Annotated in this window: 19 protein-coding genes, 1 tRNA gene and 2 rRNA genes (1 of these 22 running past the window's edge); 13 read left to right on the top strand and 9 right to left on the bottom strand. The window is 54.1% G+C overall.

Features of this window, described 5'->3' with window-relative positions:
- The 3 genes from PJE062_RS23855 to PJE062_RS23845 form a co-directional block, all read left to right on the top strand.
- A 23S ribosomal RNA gene (locus PJE062_RS23855) occupies positions 1-1,237 on the top strand (it extends 1,488 nt beyond the left edge of the window).
- Between the two features lie 89 nt (positions 1,238-1,326).
- Positions 1,327-1,441, top strand: a 5S ribosomal RNA gene (gene rrf / locus PJE062_RS23850).
- A gap of 53 nt (positions 1,442-1,494) precedes the next feature.
- Positions 1,495-1,571, top strand: a tRNA-Met gene (locus tag PJE062_RS23845).
- 79 nt (positions 1,572-1,650) lie between these two features.
- Here PJE062_RS23845 and PJE062_RS23840 read toward each other — a convergent pair.
- A complete protein-coding gene (locus tag PJE062_RS23840) occupies positions 1,651-2,526 on the bottom strand; it encodes a LysR family transcriptional regulator (RefSeq protein WP_008552614.1) in 876 nt (291 codons plus the stop codon).
- Between the two features lie 103 nt (positions 2,527-2,629).
- On the opposite strand from PJE062_RS23840, the gene PJE062_RS23835 reads away from it, so the two are divergent.
- The gene (locus PJE062_RS23835; protein WP_008552635.1) at positions 2,630-3,226 is read left to right on the top strand and encodes a short chain dehydrogenase; all 597 of its coding nucleotides are present in this window, start codon (positions 2,630-2,632) and stop codon (positions 3,224-3,226) included.
- A gap of 98 nt (positions 3,227-3,324) precedes the next feature.
- Here the strand turns inward: PJE062_RS23835 and soxR are convergent, their stop codons facing one another.
- Entirely contained in the window at positions 3,325-3,801 is a 477-nt protein-coding gene (soxR, locus tag PJE062_RS23830; protein WP_008552659.1) for a redox-sensitive transcriptional activator SoxR, read from the bottom strand.
- Positions 3,802-3,887: 86 nt separating this feature from the next.
- On the opposite strand from soxR, the gene PJE062_RS23825 reads away from it, so the two are divergent.
- Positions 3,888-4,271 (top strand): VOC family protein, encoded by a 384-nt coding sequence (locus PJE062_RS23825; RefSeq protein ID WP_008552511.1) that lies wholly within the window; start codon positions 3,888-3,890, stop codon positions 4,269-4,271.
- A gap of 58 nt (positions 4,272-4,329) precedes the next feature.
- On the opposite strand, the gene PJE062_RS23820 is transcribed toward PJE062_RS23825, so the two are convergent.
- Positions 4,330-5,265 carry a phytanoyl-CoA dioxygenase family protein gene (locus tag PJE062_RS23820; RefSeq protein WP_008552518.1) on the bottom strand — a complete coding sequence of 312 codons (936 nt, stop codon included), beginning with the start codon at positions 5,263-5,265 and terminating at the stop codon, positions 4,330-4,332.
- 116 nt (positions 5,266-5,381) lie between these two features.
- Between PJE062_RS23820 and PJE062_RS27115 the strand changes: the two genes are divergently transcribed.
- Positions 5,382-5,651, top strand: coding sequence for a hypothetical protein (locus PJE062_RS27115; RefSeq protein ID WP_008552546.1), 270 nt, complete (start codon positions 5,382-5,384; stop codon positions 5,649-5,651).
- Positions 5,648-6,241, top strand: a complete 594-nt coding sequence (locus tag PJE062_RS23815; protein WP_008552664.1) for a helix-turn-helix domain-containing protein — start codon at positions 5,648-5,650, stop codon at positions 6,239-6,241. The genes PJE062_RS27115 and PJE062_RS23815 overlap by 4 nt, the downstream gene beginning before the upstream one ends.
- 8 nt (positions 6,242-6,249) lie before the next feature.
- Here the strand turns inward: PJE062_RS23815 and PJE062_RS23810 are convergent, their stop codons facing one another.
- Genes PJE062_RS23810 through PJE062_RS23795 form a run of 4 tightly spaced genes read right to left on the bottom strand, consistent with a single transcriptional unit; the run spans position 6,250 to position 10,461 of the window.
- Entirely contained in the window at positions 6,250-7,773 is a 1,524-nt protein-coding gene (locus tag PJE062_RS23810; RefSeq protein WP_008552513.1) for a UxaA family hydrolase, read from the bottom strand.
- 1 nt (position 7,774) lies between these two features.
- Positions 7,775-8,620 carry an amidohydrolase gene (locus tag PJE062_RS23805; RefSeq protein ID WP_008552527.1) on the bottom strand — a complete coding sequence of 282 codons (846 nt, stop codon included), beginning with the start codon at positions 8,618-8,620 and terminating at the stop codon, positions 7,775-7,777.
- The gene (locus PJE062_RS23800; protein ID WP_008552597.1) at positions 8,613-9,653 is read right to left on the bottom strand and encodes an aldo/keto reductase; all 1,041 of its coding nucleotides are present in this window, start codon (positions 9,651-9,653) and stop codon (positions 8,613-8,615) included. The genes PJE062_RS23805 and PJE062_RS23800 overlap by 8 nt, the downstream gene beginning before the upstream one ends.
- A gap of 10 nt (positions 9,654-9,663) precedes the next feature.
- A complete protein-coding gene (locus PJE062_RS23795; protein ID WP_008552630.1) occupies positions 9,664-10,461 on the bottom strand; it encodes an IclR family transcriptional regulator in 798 nt (265 codons plus the stop codon).
- Between the two features lie 268 nt (positions 10,462-10,729).
- Here PJE062_RS23795 and PJE062_RS23790 point away from each other — a divergent pair, with 268 nt between their 5' ends.
- From PJE062_RS23790 to PJE062_RS23780, 3 genes are all read left to right on the top strand, one after another.
- A complete protein-coding gene (locus PJE062_RS23790) occupies positions 10,730-11,467 on the top strand; it encodes an SDR family oxidoreductase (RefSeq protein ID WP_008552538.1) in 738 nt (245 codons plus the stop codon).
- A 16-nt stretch (positions 11,468-11,483) separates the two neighbouring features.
- Positions 11,484-12,329 carry a fumarylacetoacetate hydrolase family protein gene (locus PJE062_RS23785; protein WP_008552551.1) on the top strand — a complete coding sequence of 282 codons (846 nt, stop codon included), beginning with the start codon at positions 11,484-11,486 and terminating at the stop codon, positions 12,327-12,329.
- Between the two features lie 108 nt (positions 12,330-12,437).
- Entirely contained in the window at positions 12,438-12,971 is a 534-nt protein-coding gene (locus PJE062_RS23780; protein ID WP_008552549.1) for a methylated-DNA--[protein]-cysteine S-methyltransferase, read from the top strand.
- Positions 12,972-13,022: 51 nt separating this feature from the next.
- On the opposite strand, the gene PJE062_RS23775 is transcribed toward PJE062_RS23780, so the two are convergent.
- On the bottom strand, positions 13,023-14,057 hold the full coding sequence (locus PJE062_RS23775) for a membrane protein (protein WP_008552625.1): 1,035 nt from the start codon (positions 14,055-14,057) through the stop codon (positions 13,023-13,025).
- Between the two features lie 84 nt (positions 14,058-14,141).
- A complete protein-coding gene (locus tag PJE062_RS23770) occupies positions 14,142-14,906 on the bottom strand; it encodes a sugar phosphate isomerase/epimerase (protein ID WP_008552662.1) in 765 nt (254 codons plus the stop codon).
- A 778-nt stretch (positions 14,907-15,684) separates the two neighbouring features.
- Here PJE062_RS23770 and PJE062_RS23765 point away from each other — a divergent pair.
- Genes PJE062_RS23765 through PJE062_RS23755 form a run of 3 tightly spaced genes read left to right on the top strand, consistent with a single transcriptional unit; the run spans position 15,685 to position 18,748 of the window.
- Entirely contained in the window at positions 15,685-16,767 is a 1,083-nt protein-coding gene (locus PJE062_RS23765) for an ABC transporter ATP-binding protein (protein WP_008552565.1), read from the top strand.
- Positions 16,768-16,777: 10 nt separating this feature from the next.
- Positions 16,778-17,857 carry an ABC transporter ATP-binding protein gene (locus tag PJE062_RS23760; RefSeq protein WP_008552531.1) on the top strand — a complete coding sequence of 360 codons (1,080 nt, stop codon included), beginning with the start codon at positions 16,778-16,780 and terminating at the stop codon, positions 17,855-17,857.
- 3 nt (positions 17,858-17,860) lie between these two features.
- Entirely contained in the window at positions 17,861-18,748 is an 888-nt protein-coding gene (locus PJE062_RS23755) for a carbohydrate ABC transporter permease (RefSeq protein WP_008552533.1), read from the top strand.
- Position 18,749: the final 1 nt, after the last annotated feature.

Below are 18,749 nucleotides of genomic sequence, written 5' to 3'. Positions count from 1 at the left end.
GACAGGTAGAGTATACCAAGGCGCTTGAGAGAACTGTGCTGAAGGAACTCGGCAAATTGCTCCCGTAAGTTCGCGAGAAGGGAGCCCGGTACGAAGGCAACTTTGTATCGGGGGCACAGAATAGGGGGTTGCGACTGTTTATCAAAAACACAGGGCTCTGCGAAGCCGCAAGGCGACGTATAGGGTCTGACGCCTGCCCGGTGCTGGAAGGTTAAGAGGAGGTGTGCAAGCACCGAATTGAAGCCCCAGTAAACGGCGGCCGTAACTATAACGGTCCTAAGGTAGCGAAATTCCTTGTCGGGTAAGTTCCGACCTGCACGAATGGCGTAACGACTTCCCCGCTGTCTCCAGCACAGACTCAGTGAAATTGAATTCCCCGTGAAGATGCGGGGTTCCTGCGGTCAGACGGAAAGACCCCGTGCACCTTTACTACAGCTTCACACTGGTATTCGTGATGACATGTGTAGGATAGGTGGTAGGCGTTGAACCCCGGGCGCCAGCTCGGGTGGAGCCATCCTTGAAATACCACCCTTGTCCTCATGGATATCTAACCGCGGTACTACAATATCCGGGACCGTGTGTGGCGGGTAGTTTGACTGGGGCGGTCGCCTCCCAAATGGTAACGGAGGCGCGCGAAGGTAGGCTCAGAGCGGTCGGAAATCGCTCGTTGAGTGCAATGGCATAAGCCTGCCTGACTGCGAGACTGACAAGTCGAGCAGAGACGAAAGTCGGTCATAGTGATCCGGTGGTCCCTCGTGGAAGGGCCATCGCTCAACGGATAAAAGGTACGCCGGGGATAACAGGCTGATGATGCCCAAGAGTCCATATCGACGGCATTGTTTGGCACCTCGATGTCGGCTCATCGCATCCTGGGGCTGGAGCAGGTCCCAAGGGTTTGGCTGTTCGCCAATTAAAGCGGTACGTGAGCTGGGTTCAGAACGTCGCGAGACAGTTCGGTCCCTATCTGCCGTGGGTGTAGGAAATTTGAGAGGATCTGTCCCTAGTACGAGAGGACCGGGATGGACGTACCTCTGGTGGACCTGTTGTGGCGCCAGCCGCATTGCAGGGTAGCTATGTACGGAATGGATAACCGCTGAAGGCATCTAAGCGGGAAACCAACCTCAAAACAAGATATCCCTTGAGAGCCGTGGAAGACCACCACGTCGATAGGAGGCATGTGGAAGGGTGGTAACATCCGAAGCTGAGCCTTACTAATAGCTCGATCGATCTTGATCACTCCCATTAAGCTATAATCATAAAGCTTAAATCCAAAAACAAAGCTTCAACTAAACAAAACAGACCAGTTCATAATGTGACTTATTCCTGCCCGGTGGCTATGGCGGGGCGCCCCCACCCGATCCCATCCCGAACTCGGAAGTGAAACGCCCCTGCGCCAATGGTACTTCGTCTTAAGACGCGGGAGAGTAGGGCGCCGCCGGGCATGAATAAGACACACAAAAATCTCGACAAAATACACAGAACATACCTTATTACCGCGGGGTGGAGCAGCCCGGTAGCTCGTCAGGCTCATAACCTGAAGGTCGCAGGTTCAAATCCTGCCCCCGCAACCAAAATATCAAACCCGCTATCGCAAAGATGGCGGGTTTTTTGTTGTCCGGATTTTGAAACAGAAACTAGCAACTAACCCGCCTAGGCCGGGAAATTCTGCTCTCCATCAAAGTACTTCCAGATATGTGAGGCCACCGGACCCGAATGGTGGTTGCCGCGCTTGGCAAGGCAGATTGGCAGGCTGATCTCGCCAAGAGTTGGCAGGGTCTTCAGAACGCCCTCAGAAAGCTCCTGAGCGATCATATGATGGGGAAGACGGCCCCAGCCCAGTCCAGAGGTAATCAGATCTTTCTTGGCCTGCAGGTCCGTCACATACCACTTTGGTGCATCCGCAAGCAGGCCTGTGTCGGGTGATTGAGCATCAGAGGACTTTACCACGATCTGAGGATGCTCAGCCAAACTAGCACGCGTGAGAGAATGTGGGGCAGCCTCTCCAATCAAAACATCAGAGATGACAAGGGGTACATCCTTATTGGTGATGGGCTTGTAATCCAACGATGCATTGCGAGTTGGGGCGGCGAAGATGGCCATGTCGACAGATTCAGACAGGAGCATGCGCTCTCCGGAGGCTACTTCTACATCCAAGTGGATCGTTGTCTGAGGGAACTTGGTACGGAGTGACTTTAGGAGGTCCGTGATCCAAGTGACTGGAAAGATGCTGCTAACTGCCAAGCGGATCTCAGGCTCGTTTTCTCCCTTCAGGTCTTTTACTGAATCTTCGAAGGCTTTGGCTTGCTCCAGAAGTCTTCTGATCTGAACCAGTAGAGTTTTTCCTTCAGGCGTGAGCTCTGGGCGGTACTTGGAGCGATCGAAGATCTGGAGTTGGTAGAACTCTTCGACCTGCTTCACTGAATAAGAAACCGCGGAGCGTGCCTTGTTCAGCTTTTCGCTTGCGAGTTGGAAGCTTCCGACTTCACAGATCGTGCTGATGACATTGAGATGATCTAAATTCGTCATAGTCTAATAATGTGACGGAGTTGGTCAGAAAGCTATGCTTTTTTCTGAATGAGTTGGGGCGTACATCAGTTTTCAAGAAACACAGACTGATTAGGAGTTTGAGATGAAAACTGTTGTTGTAGGTGGCACTGGCCTTGTTGGAAGTGAAGTTGCGAAACTGTTGGGGCAGGAGCATGAGGTGATCACTGTTGGCAGGTCCAGTGGTGATATGCAGGCTGATATTGAAGACAAAGCTTCTCTTGAGGCGCTTTTTGAAAAGATTGGCGCCGTAGATGCGATCATCAGTGTTGCTGGTGATGGCGTGTTTGGTGGCTTTGATGAGGAAGGGGACCATGCCTATGAGCGGGCTTTGCAGAGTAAAGTCATGGGGCAGGTGAACTTGACCCGTGTTGGTCACAAGTACCTCAATAAGGGTGGCTCCATTACTCTAACCTCCGGTGCTGTCGCCCAACATCCGATGCCGAATACTGCTGCAATTGCGATTGCAACGGCTGGTGTTGATGCGTTTGTGCGAACTGTGGCGCTGGAGCTGGCTGATGATAAGCGCATCAACTCATTGAGCCTCTCGCTCGTGAAAGAATCTGCCGAGAAGTTTGGAATGGATAGCACGCATTGTGTGCCTGCTGCCAAGGTTGCGGAGCATTACCGCGATGTTCTTAGCAGCTCAGGAAGTGGCCAAGTGGTTCTGGTGCAGAACTAAGGTTTTTTCGCGGGCGGGCTCATGAAAGCCTTAGTCCTCCAACTTTGCCCGCATTTCAACCGGTGTGGTTGATGATGACAAGGACGAATGCGTCCTTGTCATTCAGCTGGTTCTGCTTGCTGCCTGAAAGATTTGTCACCGTAGATGAAGCGGGGACCGCGGCCGTAGCTGGCGGCAGCGTCGCCGGCGTTGTAGAGCTCGCATTTGTCGAGGGAGAGACAGCCACAGCCCATGCAGCCTTCCAGCTGGGATCTTAAGCGTTCCATGCGGGTGATACGCTCATCCAAGTGCACCTTGAACTGTTGGCTCAGGCGTTTCCATTCTACTTTGTTGGGTGCGCGGCCCGGTGGCAAGGTTCCCAGTTGCTCTGAAATTTCTTTGATTGTGAAGCCAAATTCTTGTGCGATGAGAGCGAAAGACAAGCGGCGGATGTCGGCGCGCATGAAGCGGCGTTGGCCGCCTGCATTGCGGCTGGCTGTGACTATTCCCTTGGTTTCGTAAAAGCGGATAGCCGATGTGGTGAGGCCGGATCTTTCGGCGAGTTCACCGATTGTCATGACATCTGAGTGCTTCATAAATTTCTCAAAAATAGTGCTTGACTTAAACTTAACTTGAAGTCCTAAACAGGGTGTCATCAGAAGTCAAAAGAAAGGCTATTGCGATGACAAAGAGTTTTTTAGAGCACGTAAACATCACCGTTTCTGACCCAATTGCGACCGCAGGCCGTCTTTCAGATTGGTTTGGTTGGCATGTGCGTTGGCAGGGTGCTGCTCGGGCGGGTGGAACCACTGTTCATGTTGGAACAGATGACAGTTACATCGCCGTTTATTCTCTCGGAAACACCAATGCGACCAAGGAAGACAATTACGTCACTCATGGTAGTCTGAACCACGTTGGCGTGGTCGTTGATGATCTGGATGCGGTTGAGAAGAAGGTGCTGGCAGGCGGGTATAAGACCCGGAACCACGCAGATTACGAGCCTGGTCGCCGCTTCTACTTCGACGACGATGACGGCATTGAGTTTGAGGTCGTCAGTTACGCATAGAGCAATGTGTACCGGTGCAAGAGCGTTTCCCCATAATGAGGAAGCGCTCTTTTTCGTTTTACCAGAGGTCCAGCCCCAGAAGCTTTTTGCCGAGATTGGTCAGTTCAGCGGTTTGGGCGTTTTTCTTTTCCCATTCGCGTGGGTCGCCGGGGAAGGATGCTCTTTGCGGCGGTACCATATTGCGCCACTGATGGATGCGCTCCTGCCTCAGATCTTCATTGCTCTGTTCTGACGGGAACATGGAGATGTATTGGGCGATGCGTACCTTGTCTTTGGAGTTGTTGGGACGGATGCCGTGGGCGAGGAGCGCATTGAAGATCATCAAATCGCCCGGTTCCATCTCAATTTTTTCAATTTCAAAGCCTGTGTAATCCGGATGTTTTGGATTGCGATCTTCTGGTTGGGTCTTAACCCACTCCTCAAAGTCTTCGAAGAGTTTGGGGATGCATTGGAAGCCACCGGTTTCTTCATCCTGCTTCACCAGTGAGAGGACGCCTTGCACGCTGATGGGCAGCGGGCGCAAGGAGGTGTCGACATCCCAATGAATGAAGCCGGGTTTTCCGTCTCGGTCTTTCTTGGGGGGATTGAGATTGGCGCGGTCGATGCTGACCCAAAGATCTTCGCGGTCCCAGATATCTACGAAGGCATCGTAGATGCGTTGCTGCATGCGGTTGTCCCACAGGTACTGGTGGTTATAAATCTCCAGCATGCCCGCGTTGTTAAGCTCCAGCATTTTGTGGGCGCGGCGTTGTGGGGTGTACCAGGTGGAGGGATCCTTAGGATCTTTCTCATCAAACTCCCAAAGCAGATCTACCAGGCGCTTTACGTTTTCCTGCGGCACGGCCTGACGCACGATGACATAGCCGCGGGTGATCCAGTGTTGCCAGTCTTCTTCTGACAGTACGCGTAAGGGCAGGGTTTTCTTGATGTCTTTCAACTGGGTGTCGGTTGCAGTTGAGCCCCAGTGATTGTCTGCAAGCAGTTCAGCGTCCATGTGGTCCTCCCAGATCCTTCAATGGCTTGTAAGTTTATTCACTTTGGTATGTGAGAGTTGTTCTAAACTAGCTGATACTGATACTATTCTGGCGTCTTACTGGTTCAGAGGGTGAAATGCGATCATATCTGGAGAAAGTGCCAGAGTCTGAAGACGGTTCATTCAAGGTGATGAACCGGCGTCTTCATGATGGCATTCCGTTCTCCTGGCATCATCATCCTGAATATGAGCTGACGCTGACATTGAACTCGGAAGGCCAACGCTATGTGGGGGATCATGTGGGCGATTATGGGCATGCAGACCTTGTGCTGCTTGGGCCCAATCTTCCGCATACTTGGGCGTCCAACAGCAGCCTGATGATGAGGAGCCCCATCAGGCACTGGTGATCTGGTTTGAGCCAGAGTGGATTGAGCGGATCACCAATGAGATGTCAGAGCTCTCCGGCGTGAAGAAGCTGTTTCAGCGGGCCTTGGCGGGTTTGAGTTTCAGCGATGATGCAAGGCATCGAGTGGTGCCGAAGATCAGGAGATTCTTTAAGGAAGATCCGTTGGAGCGCTTGTTCACCATCTTGCGGGTGCTGGCGGAGCTTTCTGAGGATGAGTATGCGATGCAGCTTGCGCATGATCCGGTGGTGCTTTCCAGCGCGGATGGTGGGAATGAGCGGATTGACCGAGTGCTGACGCTTATTCATTCCGAGTATTCACGGGTGTTGCCTTTGGAAGAACTGGCAGAAACTGCGGCGCTCAGTGTTTCAGGTGTGCACCGGCTGTTTCAACGCCATACCGGGCAGACGGTCTCTGAGTATCTGAAACGTATTCGGATTGGGGATGCGTGCGCGCAGCTTTCTGGCGGCGATGCCCCTGTGTCGCTCATTGCTCATAATGTTGGGTATTCGGCGCTGGCCAACTTTAATCGCCAGTTTCGCGCGGTGAAAGGCATGACACCGCGCGAGTACAGGGCGAGGTTTCGCCGGTAGCTGGCTGGCTACATCACCGCGCCAATTTGCCAAGGCACGAACTCGTAGTCGCCCAGGCCCTGAGCTTCTGATTTGCTGTGTTCGCCAGACGCGACTTTGATCATCAGCTCAAACAGTTCTGTACCAACCTCTTCGACGGATCTTCCTTCGGAGATGATGGAGCCTGCGTTGAAGTCCATATCCTCAGGCATATGCTCGAAGAGAGGTGTGTTACTGGCGACTTTGATCGTTGGCGATGGCTTGCTGCCAAAGGCGGAGCCGCGACCCGTGGTGAAGACGATCAGGTTGCAACCACTGGCGATCTGGCCGGTGACAGAAGCAGGGTCATAGCCGGGGCTGTCCATAAAGACGAAGCCGTTGGTCTCGATAGGTTCACCGTATTTGTAGACGCCTTGCAGCGCTGTCGTGCCGCCTTTGGCGACTGCGCCGAGGGATTTTTCGAGGATGGTTGTCAGGCCGCCGCGTTTGTTGCCCGGTGAGGGGTTGTTGTCCATGGTGCCGTTGTTGCGGGCGGTGTAGTCCTCCCACCAACGGACCCGTTCAACGAGCTTTTCGGCAATCTTCTGGTTGGCGGCGCGGCTGGTGAGCAGATGTTCTGCACCGTAGATCTCTGAGGTTTCAGAGAGGACGGAAGTGCCGCCGTATTTGACGAGCAGATCCGTCGCGTAGCCAAGGGCCGGGTTGGCCGTGACGCCGGACCAGCCATCGGAGCCGCCGCATTGCAGGCCGACCATCAACTTGGAAACCGGTGCTGGATGACGGGTGGCTTTGTTGACCTCCGGCAGCATGGCTTTGACCTTCTCAATGCCTGCTTCGATGGTTTTGCGCAGCCCGCCCATGCCCTGAATGTTCATGAACTGGAAGGTTGGTGATTGCTTGAGGCCGTAGGCATCCAAAAGAAAGTCGATCTGGTTGACTTCGCAGCCCAGGCCTACCAGCAGAACGCCGCCGACATTCGGGTTTCTGGCGTAACCCCAGAGGACGCGTTGCAGGTTTGCGAAGCCTTCGTTGTCGCCTGCCATGCCGCAGCCTGTGCCGTGGGCGAAGGAGGCAACGCCGTCAACGTTCTCAAACTGGAGCAGGTCTTCGTCACTGAAAGCATCGGCGATGCGGTGAGCTGCTGTGGCAGAGCAGTTTACGCTGGTGAGGACGGCGATGTAGTTGCGGGTGCCGACGCTGCCGTCTTCGCGGTGATAGCCAAGGAAGGTGCGTTCTTCCGGATGCTCTACGTATTGCGTTGGCTTGTAGTCCTTGCAGAAGCTGTGGTGCACGCCGGGATCGGAGAACTCCATGTTGTGCGAATGCACGTGGGAGCCTGCCTGAATGTCGGTTATGGCGAAGCCGATTGTCTGGCCGAACTTGATGAGTGCTTCGCCTTGCTTGATGTCACGCTCAGCGATTTTGTGGCCTGCCGGGATGTTATCGCGGACCTGAAGGTCGCCTGCCTGATCGCCCGGCTGTAGCGCTCTTGTGGCGATGATGACGTTGTCAGCTGGCTGGAGTTTGACGCTGGCTGGAATGGGTGCCGACATTTCAGAGAGTTTCCATTGTTTTGGTGAGGTAGAACTTTGCAGCGGTGCCACCAAAGATGGCCTCCCAATCTGCCTGAGGCAGGTCAGCGGTGAGCTGTTCCACCATGTCCACCCAGTTTTGATAGGTATTCGCGAGGAGAAGAACCGGCCAGTCGCTGCCGAACATCACGCGCTCAGGCCCAAAGCATTTCAGGATGTGAAAAGCGTAGGGCGCGATATCTTCGATCTCTGCGTTTTCGGAGGCTTCTGTGAGGAGGCCGGAGAGTTTACAGCAGACGTTGGAGGTGCGTGCGATGTCGCCGACGTGTTGGGACCACGTCTCGATGGCCTTGTTGCGGATATCCGGTTTTGCGCCATGGTCGATGACTGCGCGCAGATCTGGATAGCGGCTGAGGAAAGTTTTGAGGTGTGGCAGATGCCTAGGCTGGACCAGCAGGTCGAGTGTCAGATTGTTGTCGATGAGGGCCTGAATGGCGGGGCGCAGGTTGTCCTGCAGCATCCACTCATCGTCTTCAATGTCTTGTATCATCGGACGAATGCCGACTAGCTTTGGGTTTTGTGAGAGCTCCCGAATGATCTCAGGGGCGTTCGCTGCCTCCATATCCACCCAGCCGACAACGCCGAGGATCCAGTCGTGCTGTGCGGCCAGTTCCAGCATGAAGTGGGTTTCTTCAACGGTGTCAGCGGCCTGAACGAGAATGGTTCCGTCCATCTTGGCTTGCGTGAGCAGGGGCTGGATGTCGCTGACGAGGAAGTCGCGATAAAGGACGTTCAGGTCTGGTGTCAGCCAGCTGTAGTCGCCGCGGGAAAGCTTCCAGAAATGGTGGTGGGCATCAATCCTAAGCATGCTTCACCTCTTGTTCGAAGAAAAGATTGCCAGAAGGGACAGGGGCGTCTGCCGGGAGTAATTCTCTTTCTTTTAGTCGCGCCCAAAAGGCATCGGGGATGTCAGCTGCGATCCATTTGAGGATGCCTTCCAGCTCGCTGCGATTGCGCATTCCGGGAATGACGCTGGCGACTGCTGGGTGTGCGAGTGGGAAGTGCAGGGCCGCAGCAGCAAGATCAACGGAGAACTCCTGACAGCACTCTTTCAGCGCATTCACATGTGTCAGTATTTCAGGGGGAGCGCTTTCATAGTTCCAGGTGTTGCCGCCTACGAGGATGCCAGAGTTGAAGGGGCCACCCAGAATGATGGAGGTTTTTGCTTCAAGGCAGGCTGGTAGCAGGTCTTGCAGAGGGGCTTGTTCCAGCAGGGTGTAACGCCCTGCGAGCAGGAAAGCATCCCAATGGGCTTGCTGCATCAGCTCCATGCAGATGGCGGTCTCGTTGACGCCAAGGCCCATGGCTGAGATCGCGCCGGAGCTCTTGAGTTCCTGAAGGGCTCTGATGCCGCCTTTCAGGTCTTTCATATGGCGCAGGTTTTCTTCCGGGCCATGGGTGGCGGTGCCGATGTCATGAACCAGAAGGATGTCGAGGCGGTCAAGGCCAGTGCGGTGCAGGCTGGCCTCATAGGAGCGCATGATACCGTCATACGAATAATCGTAGACCGGGTGGAAGGGAAGCGGATCAGGCCAGCCGAACTGGGCTGGATTGTCCGCCATGCCGGGTTTAAGCAGGCGGCCAACCTTGGTGGAGATGATGTAGTCGTACTTGCGCACGGCATCTCCAATGACGCGTTCAGAGCGGCCAAAGCCGTAGTAAGGGGCGGTGTCAATGTATGTGAGACCAACCTCTTTGGCGCGATCCAATGTGCTCATGGACTCTTTGCGAGGTGCTGTTGCGAACAGCCCGCCAAATGCTGCGCCGCCGATCCCCAACGTCGGTAGCTGCAGATTTGTTCCTCCCAATTGTCGATGAGCCAGCTTCCCTCCCAAGCCCATAGCGATTTCCTTAGGTTGTTACTGTGCCGTAAATGTTGGTTATGTCCTTTGCGACCTGAGCGTAGGCCTCCTGAACTTCTTCAATTCCTGGTGCTTTAAAGTCGTCTATCCGCTCCATGAACGGGCAGCTGAGTGCCGCAACCGCATGGCCGTCTGGTCCCAGAATTGGGAAGGCCAGATTGGTAACACCGACCGTGCTGGCGGATGGCATGCGTACGAAGCCTTGCTGCTGCACCTCCTCCAGAATGGCACGGAACTGGTCGTAGCTCATCTCCGGTTCTCCAAGGGCGCGTTCATGCTGGTTGTACATGAGTTCGCGGATCTCCGGCTTCTGGAAGGCAGCGATTGCCCGTCCGGTGCCTGTGTTCCAGAGGCCGATGACCGAGCCGGTTTTGAGCACGAAACTCCAGTTGCCCGGTGCTTCCACGCTGGCGACGACGACGATCTCTCCCTGATGTTCCATGCCGATGTGGCTGGACTGGTGAACGTCTTTGGCCGTCTTGCGCATCATGGGCACTGCTGCTTCCAGCAGGCGGGTCACCGGTGGGTGGCGATGCGACATGGAATACATTTTCAGGCTGAGCTGAAAGCGGTCGCCCTCGATGGAGCGCGAAACATACTCGCGGCGTACCAGTGTGGTGAGCATACGGTAGATCTCGTTCGGAGACCGGTCGAGAGCTTTCGCGATTTCTGCCTGAGACAGGCCGGATGCGTACTGGGAGAGTAACTCCAGAATATCCAGTCCCTTCTCCAGGGCGGGCGCGCGGTATTTCTCAGCTTTGTCTTTTATTGCTTGTGTGTCTGCCATAATCAGCTCTGTTCGATTTGAGCTTATTGTTTGATGCAAAACCGGCGGTTGTCAATTTCTAATTTACATTTGAAAGAAGTTTTTATATTTAAGTTATGCCATTATGTGATTTGGTGAACTGACGGATTTCTGCGGTCTTTGGGAGAAGACCAAGGGGTCACCTGCCTTTTGCTTTGACGATAAGCAGTGCTTCCTCTCTAATAATCCGCGTTTCTGGTTGGTTCGGCCGAGCCTATATTTTTTAAAAATTCAGTCCGGGGGAGGACACATGGGACGACTTACTGGCAAGACAGCCCTGATCACTGCGGCAGGGCAGGGAATTGGCCGTGCGACGGTGGAAGCCTATGCCGCTGAAGGTGCAAAGGTTTTTGCGACTGACATCAACGAGGCTGCGCTTGCGGAGTTGAATGCCATTGATGGTGTCACCGGCTTGAAGCTGGATGTGACCAATGCGGATGAGGTTCAGGAAACCCTGAAGAAGACCGGCCCGCTGGACATCCTGTTCAACTGTGCTGGCTTTGTGCACAACGGAACGATTCTGGAGTGTGATGAGGATGCCTGGGACTTCTCTTTCAATTTGAATGTGAAGGCGATGTACCGTCTATGCCGTGCGGCGATTCCAGATATGCTGGAAAACGGTGGCGGTTCCATCATCAACATGTCGTCCGTGGCCTCTTCGCTGAAAGGCGTGCCGAACCGGTTCGTATACTGTTCCTCCAAAGCGGCGGTGATTGGCCTGACCAAGGCGATTGCGGCGGACTTTGTGACCAAAGGCATTCGCTGTAATGCCATTTGTCCGGGTACGGTTGATAGTCCATCCCTGCATGACCGCCTTAAGGCGACCGGGAACTACGAGCAGGCCATGAAAGATTTTATTGCGCGTCAGCCTATGGGACGCATTGGCAAGCCAGAAGAAATCGCTGCGCTGGCTGTGTACCTTGGTAGTGATGAAAGCGGATTTACAACCGGACAGACACACGCCATTGATGGCGGATGGGCGGTTTAATAAGAAGGGTAGGGACATGAAGCTCCTTAGATTTGGTGAGATGAACGCCGAGAAGCCAGGTGTTCTGGATGCAGATGGCAACATTCGTGATCTTTCTGGTGTGGTTGGGGACATCGCCGGTGACACCTTGAGCGCAGAGGGACTTGCGAAGATTGCGGCTTTGGATCTGAACAGCCTGCCAGTGGTGGACGGGAACCCACGCATTGGTGCTTGTGTTGGCCATGTTGGCAAGTTCATCTGCATCGGCCTGAACTATTCTGACCATGCCGCAGAAGCTGGCATGCAGGTGCCGGAAGAGCCTGTGACGTTCTTCAAAGCGACCTCTGCCATTTGTGGCCCGAACGATAACATCGAGATCCCACGTGGTTCTGTGAAGACAGACTGGGAAGTGGAGCTTGGTGTGGTGATCGGTAAGCACACCAAGTATGTGAGTGAGGAAGAGGCGCTGGACCACGTAGCTGGCTATTGCGTGGTCAATGATCTGTCTGAGCGTGATTTTCAGCTGCATCGCAGTGGTCAGTGGGTAAAAGGTAAGTCTGCTGACACCTTTGGTCCGATTGGTCCATGGCTTGTGACCCGTGATGAAGTGGAAGACCCACAGAACCTTTCCATGTATCTGGAAGTGAACGGCAACCGCTATCAGGATGGTTCTACCAAGACCATGGTGTTTGGCGTGGCGCAGGTGATTTCGCATCTGTCCCAGTTCATGAGCCTGCAGCCGGGTGATGTGATCTCCACCGGTACGCCTCCGGGTGTTGGTATGGGCCAGAAGCCAGAGACTTACCTGAAGCCGGGCGACAAGATGGAGCTGGGCATCGAAGGTCTCGGCGTTCAAAAACAGGTTACTTACGCCTCTGAATGAGGAGCGTGAGCTTGCTAAGCTCTGATGCCTTCAATAAGCTTTACAGAACTCTCCGCTGCAGCTAGCGGCGGAGAGTTTTTTCATGAGCTTCCGAAGGAGGGGATGAGCATGACCACTGACGCAGAACCAATCACATATTGCACTTATGAAAGCCCTGTCGGGGAGCTTTTGATTGGTGGGGAAGCCGGTGGGCTGGAGTTTATCCATTTTCCTGAAAGTGCGCGCAGACGGTACGTTGAGGATGGCTGGATTGAAGATGCAACGCCTTACGCAGATCTGATTGCGCAGTTGGCAGCGTATTTTGCTGGCGACCTCAAGGAGTTTTCTCTCAATTGGAAGCTGATTGGCACTGAGTTTCAAAAGAGTGTCTGGGAACAGCTTGCAGCGATCCCGTTTGGTGAGACGCGCAGCTATGGCGATGTGGCGAAAGCGCTGGGCAATCCGGGGGCGAGCCGTGCCGTTGGGTTGGCGAACAATGCAAACCCGCTGCCGATTGTTATTCCTTGCCACCGCGTGATTGGCTCGAATGGGGCTCTGGTTGGTTTTGGTGGTGGTATAGATACCAAGATCTGGCTGTTGGATCATGAAGGTATTCCTCATGGAACAAAAGCCAACAAAGATCAGATGGCATTTTCCTTCTAAACAAAAAGGGCGCCCGGATGAGCGCCCTTCTCTTTTGCCGATGTGATTGGATCAGGATGGCGTTGTTTCTGTTTCTTCAAACTGAATGCGCACGATCCTGTCAGTTCCAGACTCTCCGCCCCAAACTTCACCTTTGCGTCCTGCCAGTTGGCGGACATCAGGATCGGTTTTGTTGCTTGGGAAGCTGGTGAACTCTTCTGTGTCTGGATCAAAGTAGACAACGACATCGGCATCAAAGTCGGTGAGCCAGACCTTGTCGTTTTCGTCAACATAGACAGAGTAGGGCAGTGGGTCATTGCCAGGGAGGCGCCATTCGCGCCATGTGTCGGCTTGCGGGTCATACTCGCTAACCTGCCCTGAGAGCCATTCACTGACCCAGAGTTTGCCTTCTGAGTTGGACCAGACACGGCGGGCGCCTTGTTCCTCTGTGGGAGGCGTCACAATGCGGGCGCGTCCGTTGGCTCTGTCGATGTTGGCGATGTGGCTGCCTGCGAGAGACGCGTACCAGACATCTCCCTGCGGGGTGACGGTGATGCCATAAGGGCCGGGGCCTTGTGGGCTAGGCCAGACTTCAATTTCCTGCGTTACGGGATCAACGCGGCCATAGACGCCGTTTTGTCCGGTGAACCAGTAGATGCCGTCGTGGTCAAACACGCCGGTGTTGAGGTTTGCGTCCTCAAACTCGGCTGGTAGTGGAATGAGGGTGACGGCGTCGGTTGCTGGATCTACGCGGGCAATGGCGTTCTGTCCGCCTTCTGTGACCCACATTGCGTTGTCCGGGCCAAGTACCACGCCGTGTGGCGCTGCTTTTTCGCCCAGTGAAACCGGGTGAAGTTCTCCAGTGTCAGGATCAAGACGTGTGAGCGTGCCATCTGCCTGTCCGCAGTACCAAACCATGCCATCGGAATCGAAGCCAACGTCTCTGGAGCGCGCGCCGGGGCGGGCATCAAAGTACGTGACCTTTGCGTTTTTGATGGAATTTGCTTTGTCTTTGCTTTCTGCGAAGACTGGTCCAGCCACGATGCCCATGTAATAGGCGCTGGAAATTGTTAGGGCAGATGCTCCGAGAAACTCTCGTCTGTTCATCCTACCTCTCCCTTATGCCGTCTCCTTGGTGGAGACAATCGGCTTGCCTTAATGCATGGGAGAGGCGTGTCTATGGCAAACTACCTATACGCCCTCAAGCATTTTAAGTGAGGTTAAGGAACGGTCAGCGAAGCGGAGAAAATTGTTCGGGTCGTCGTGCTCCAGAATGTAGATTTTGGTGCGGCTCTTTTCCTGCAGGGCAGCGAGGATGTGGCCCCATGGAACGGTGCCAAACCCTACATCTGCCCAGCCATCTTCATCCACGCCTTCGCCTTCTGGCGCGATGTCTTTGATATGGACGGCGGTGATGCGGGTGCCGTGGGCTTCGATCCAATCCAGCGGGTCAAGATCTGCCTTGATGATCCATGCGGCGTCGATCTCCCATTCCACAGAGGGTGCTTCGGAGATGATGATCTCCATGGGGATGGTGCCATCGGGGAGGGGGCGGAACTCGAAATCGTGGTTATGCCAGCCGAAGTGAAAGCCCTTGTGCTTGAGCGTGCCTGCAAGATGCTCCAGCCGGTGAGCGAAGACGGTCCATTCGTGCTTGGTTTTGGGGCGGTCTTCTGGCGTGAGGTAGGGGGCAAAGATGGTGTGCATGCCAAGGAGGACTGCGATCTTGATGCACTGGTCGAGGTTTTCTTCCAGATCCTTCAGATCAAAATGGCCGGAGGGCATGTCCAGGTCGTATTGGTCGAGCAACTTGCGGATTTTCTGGGCGGCTTCCAGTGTGGGGTAGAGCTCTTCGAAGCCTTCGACCTGCGTGTATCCGAGGAGAGCGGTTTCCTGAATGACCTCTTTCCAAGGCTGGAAGTTTCGTGCGCTGTAAAGCTGTAGGCAAAAATCCATGATGCAGTTCCCCTCCCTGATCAACCAAAGTCTGTCGCTTCAGTTTAATCTTGCTTCACGACAATAGAGTTGCATCTACCTGTAGGGCAAGGGGTGCTGCGAAACTGGTGGGAGGTGCGAGTGCGAACCGTCAAGCTGGGCTCCAGAATCGATCTTTAAGCAAAGGAAATTCAGGATTTGAACACACCCGGTGGAGAACGTCAGATTGCCGAAAATAGGTTCGAATTATTTCGCCGCGAAAATATTAGTTGGCTCAGTATATTTGAGTTTGAGTGAACACCTCAGTCTTTTCAAGGTGTTAAAGGAGACGGGTGTGGGGTGCAGGAATGACAGATCTTCAACATTTTCAGCCGCACGTGGTGCGTTCTCATCCTAATGGATAACAACTGGGAGTTTCGTTTTGTCAATTTTCGAATTGACGCTTAAGTGGTTTCGCTTATATTTCGAAATTACGCGAATATGCGCGTAATCGGCTGTAAACGAAAATTGACGTGTAGGTTAGGACGTAGTTTAATTTTGGTCTCTAATGGCACTTTGTAGGGACGGAGCTGCGTAAGAAAGCAGAACTTGAAAGTGTTCGGGGAGGCTCGTGAAAATTTGACAGGAACGCAGCATCAAAAAGCTGCGATGTTCTTTAAAAGGCCTCGGCCTTTACTATGGGATTCAGCTCGGTTTTGAGCTGTTTATGGAATTACAGTCAGGAATTTGAAGGTACCGCAGTGCAAGCAGCGCGTACCGCAGAAAGCAGTCGGGTCGCTTTCTGTTCCGGGAGGGCAACATGCTTGAATTAAGGGGCGTCAGCAAAACTGTTGACGGCATGGATCATATTCGTGACGTGTCTCTGCGTCTTGAAAGTGGTTCATTGAACGTATTGTTGGGACCAACACTGTCGGGCAAAACAACGCTGATGCGTTTGATGGCAGGGCTGGACAAACCAACTGCAGGGCAAGTGCTCGTAAATGGACAGGATATGACCGGTGTTTCCGTGCGCAAGCGCGATGTCGCCATGGTCTATCAGCAGTTCATCAACTACCCGGCTCTCACGGTTTACGAAAACATCGCCAGCCCGCTGCGCGTTGCAGGGCTGAAGGGGGATGAGATCGACAAGCAGGTGCGCAAAGCTGCGGATCTGATGAAGCTCTCTCCGTATCTGGACAGAACGCCGCTGAACCTTTCCGGTGGTCAGCAGCAGCGTACAGCACTGGCGCGCGCGCTTGTGAAAGGCGCGCATCTGGTGCTGATGGATGAGCCGCTGGCGAACCTGGATTATAAACTGCGCGAAGAACTGCGCGATGAGCTGCCGAAGATTTTTTCTGAGAGCGGTGCCGTGTTTGTTTACGCGACTACAGAACCAACTGAAGCGCTGCTGCTTGGCGGGCGTACAGCCACTTTGCATGAAGGCCGTGTTTCTCAGTTTGGTGACACCATCGATGTTTACAGAAATCCTCAGGACATCGTCACTGCGCAAACTTTCTCTGATCCGCCGCTGAACCTGTTGGGCCTGACAAAAAGCGGAAGTGAGTTCCGCACGTCCAACGGCACAGTTATTCCGGCATCTGAGGAAGAGAAGCGTCTTCCTGATGGACATTACAAAGCAGGTTTCCGGCCCCATCACCTCTACCTGCAGCGCCCGAGCGAAGATGCTGTGTGTCTTCCTGCCGTTGTTGATGTTTCCGAGATCACCGGATCTGAGAGCTTCATCCACCTGACCTGCCTGAACCACCGCTGGGTGGCGCTGGAGCATGGCATTCATAACGTGGATGTGGATGCTGAGATCGAGGTGTACGTGGACGCCAAGAACTTCATGATCTTTGATGATGAGGGTCGCTCTGTTGCGTCTCTCATGAGCGAAGCGGCTTAAGGAGGCGAGCATGGCACGTATTGATCTCGACCACATTCGCCACTCTTATCTGCCGAACCCAACGAGCCCAAGCGACTACGCTTTGAAGGAAGTTAATCTGACCTTTGAAGACGGTGGTGCTTATGCGCTTCTTGGCTCTTCCGGCTGTGGCAAGACAACTCTTTTGAACATCATTTCCGGCCTGCTGACCCCGTCTGAGGGTGAGCTGCTGTTTGATGGCAAGCCGGTCACGGAGCTTTCCACCGAAGCGCGTAACATCGCGCAGGTGTTCCAGTTCCCAGTCGTTTACGACACCATGTCTGTTTACGACAATCTCGCTTTCCCGCTGCGCAATCGCGGTGTTCCGGCGGCTGAGGTTGATCAGAAGGTCAATGAAATTCTGAAGATCATTGATCTGGAGAGCAAGGCCAAGCGCAAGGCGCAGGGTCTGACAGCTGATGAGAAGCAGAAGATTTCTCTAGGGCGTGGTCTGGTGCGTTCTGACACCAATGCGATCCTGTTTGATGAGCCGCTGACCGTGATTGACCCGCACATGAAGTGGGTTCTGCGCTCGCAGCTGAAGCATCTGCACAAGCAGTTTGGTTTCACCATGGTTTACGTGACCCACGACCAGACCGAGGCGCTGACCTTCGCGGATAAGGTTGTGGTGATGTATGGCGGTGAAGTGGTGCAGATCGGAACGCCGGATGAGCTGTTCCGTCGCCCGCAGCATACGTTTGTTGGTTACTTCATCGGTTCCCCGGGCATGAACGTTCTGCCATGTGAGGTGGATGGCACCATGGCGCGCATTGGCGACCACAGTGTTCCGCTGCAGTGCGGTCTTGACCCGAAAAAGGTTGCTCAGAAGACCGAAGTGGGCATTCGCCCTGAGTTCGTGAAGCTGGGTGGTGCTGGCGAAGGCTTGCCGCTGACCGTCAACAATGTTGAGGACATCGGACGTTACCGCATTCTGCGCGGTGAGATGGATGGCATTGCGCTGAACGCGATTGTTGGCGAAGGCGAGAGCATTCCGGAAAGCCCGACCGCTCTCTTCGACCCGACACAGACGAACCTTTATGCCGATAGCTGGCTCGTAAGCGAGGGGGCTTAAGCCATGGAAAAGACCGTAAACAACAAAGCCTGGTTCATGGTTTTACCGGTTCTTTTGCTGGTGGCCTTTACCGCTGTTATCCCGTTGATGACTGTTGTGAACTACGCGTTTCAGGACAGCTTTGGAAACAACCAGTTCTTCTGGGTTGGTATTGAATGGTTTCAGGAACTGCTTGCCTCGGAGCGTTTTCATGATGCTCTGGTGCGCAACCTGATCTTCTCTTTCACGATCCTCGCGATTGAAATTCCGCTGGGTATCGGGATTGCGCTTTGCATGCCTAAAAAGGGCTGGGGCGTTCCGGTTTGTCTGGTGCTGATGGCGCTGCCACTGCTCGTGCCGTGGAACGTGGTTGGCACCATCTGGCAGGTGTTTGGCCGTGCGGACATCGGTCTTCTTGGTTACTTCCTGAACTCGCTGGGCATCAATTACAATTACACGCAGGACCCTGTTGCGGCCTGGGCCACCGTGATTGTTATGGATGTGTGGCACTGGACCAGCCTTGTTGTGCTGCTGTGCTATGCGGGTCTGGTTTCCATTCCTGAGGCTTATTATCAGGCAGCACGCATCGATGGTGCTTCCCGCTGGGCTGTGTTCCGTTACATCCAGCTGCCAAAGATGCACAGTGTGTTGCTGATTGCGGTTCTGCTGCGCTTCATGGACAGCTTCATGATTTACACCGAGCCGTTTGTTGTGACAGGTGGCGGACCGGGTAACTCCACGACCTTCCTGAGTATCGACCTTGTGAAGATGGCGATTGGTCAGTTTGACCTTGGACCAGCTGCTGCAATGTCCCTCGTCTACTTCCTCATCATCCTCTTGTTCTCCTGGGTGTTCTACACCGTAATGAACAATGCCGGGACTGAGAAAAAACACTACGCAGGCGAGGAGTAAG

Source organism: Pseudovibrio sp. JE062 (genome assembly GCF_000156235.1).
Classification (GTDB): Bacteria; Pseudomonadota; Alphaproteobacteria; order Rhizobiales; family Stappiaceae; genus Pseudovibrio.
The sequence above is the reverse complement of the archived record's forward strand: the minus strand, read 5'-3'. Positions and strand labels throughout refer to the sequence as shown.

Coding starts and splice junctions, on each gene's coding strand:
- PJE062_RS23800 (WP_008552597.1), bottom strand. CDS start 9,653: ATGGGCTTGGGAGGGAAGCTGGCTCATCGACAATTGGGAGGAACAAAT.
- PJE062_RS23840 (WP_008552614.1), bottom strand. CDS start 2,526: ATGACGAATTTAGATCATCTCAATGTCATCAGCACGATCTGTGAAGTC.
- PJE062_RS23755 (WP_008552533.1), top strand. CDS start 17,861: ATGGAAAAGACCGTAAACAACAAAGCCTGGTTCATGGTTTTACCGGTT.
- PJE062_RS23765 (WP_008552565.1), top strand. CDS start 15,685: ATGCTTGAATTAAGGGGCGTCAGCAAAACTGTTGACGGCATGGATCAT.
- PJE062_RS23790 (WP_008552538.1), top strand. CDS start 10,730: ATGGGACGACTTACTGGCAAGACAGCCCTGATCACTGCGGCAGGGCAG.
- PJE062_RS23785 (WP_008552551.1), top strand. CDS start 11,484: ATGAAGCTCCTTAGATTTGGTGAGATGAACGCCGAGAAGCCAGGTGTT.
- PJE062_RS23780 (WP_008552549.1), top strand. CDS start 12,438: ATGACCACTGACGCAGAACCAATCACATATTGCACTTATGAAAGCCCT.
- PJE062_RS23775 (WP_008552625.1), bottom strand. CDS start 14,057: ATGAACAGACGAGAGTTTCTCGGAGCATCTGCCCTAACAATTTCCAGC.
- PJE062_RS23805 (WP_008552527.1), bottom strand. CDS start 8,620: ATGCTTAGGATTGATGCCCACCACCATTTCTGGAAGCTTTCCCGCGGC.
- PJE062_RS23795 (WP_008552630.1), bottom strand. CDS start 10,461: ATGGCAGACACACAAGCAATAAAAGACAAAGCTGAGAAATACCGCGCG.
- PJE062_RS23835 (WP_008552635.1), top strand. CDS start 2,630: ATGAAAACTGTTGTTGTAGGTGGCACTGGCCTTGTTGGAAGTGAAGTT.
- soxR (WP_008552659.1), bottom strand. CDS start 3,801: ATGAAGCACTCAGATGTCATGACAATCGGTGAACTCGCCGAAAGATCC.
- PJE062_RS27115 (WP_008552546.1), top strand. CDS start 5,382: ATGCGATCATATCTGGAGAAAGTGCCAGAGTCTGAAGACGGTTCATTC.
- PJE062_RS23820 (WP_008552518.1), bottom strand. CDS start 5,265: ATGGACGCTGAACTGCTTGCAGACAATCACTGGGGCTCAACTGCAACC.
- PJE062_RS23760 (WP_008552531.1), top strand. CDS start 16,778: ATGGCACGTATTGATCTCGACCACATTCGCCACTCTTATCTGCCGAAC.
- PJE062_RS23810 (WP_008552513.1), bottom strand. CDS start 7,773: ATGTCGGCACCCATTCCAGCCAGCGTCAAACTCCAGCCAGCTGACAAC.
- PJE062_RS23825 (WP_008552511.1), top strand. CDS start 3,888: ATGACAAAGAGTTTTTTAGAGCACGTAAACATCACCGTTTCTGACCCA.
- PJE062_RS23770 (WP_008552662.1), bottom strand. CDS start 14,906: ATGGATTTTTGCCTACAGCTTTACAGCGCACGAAACTTCCAGCCTTGG.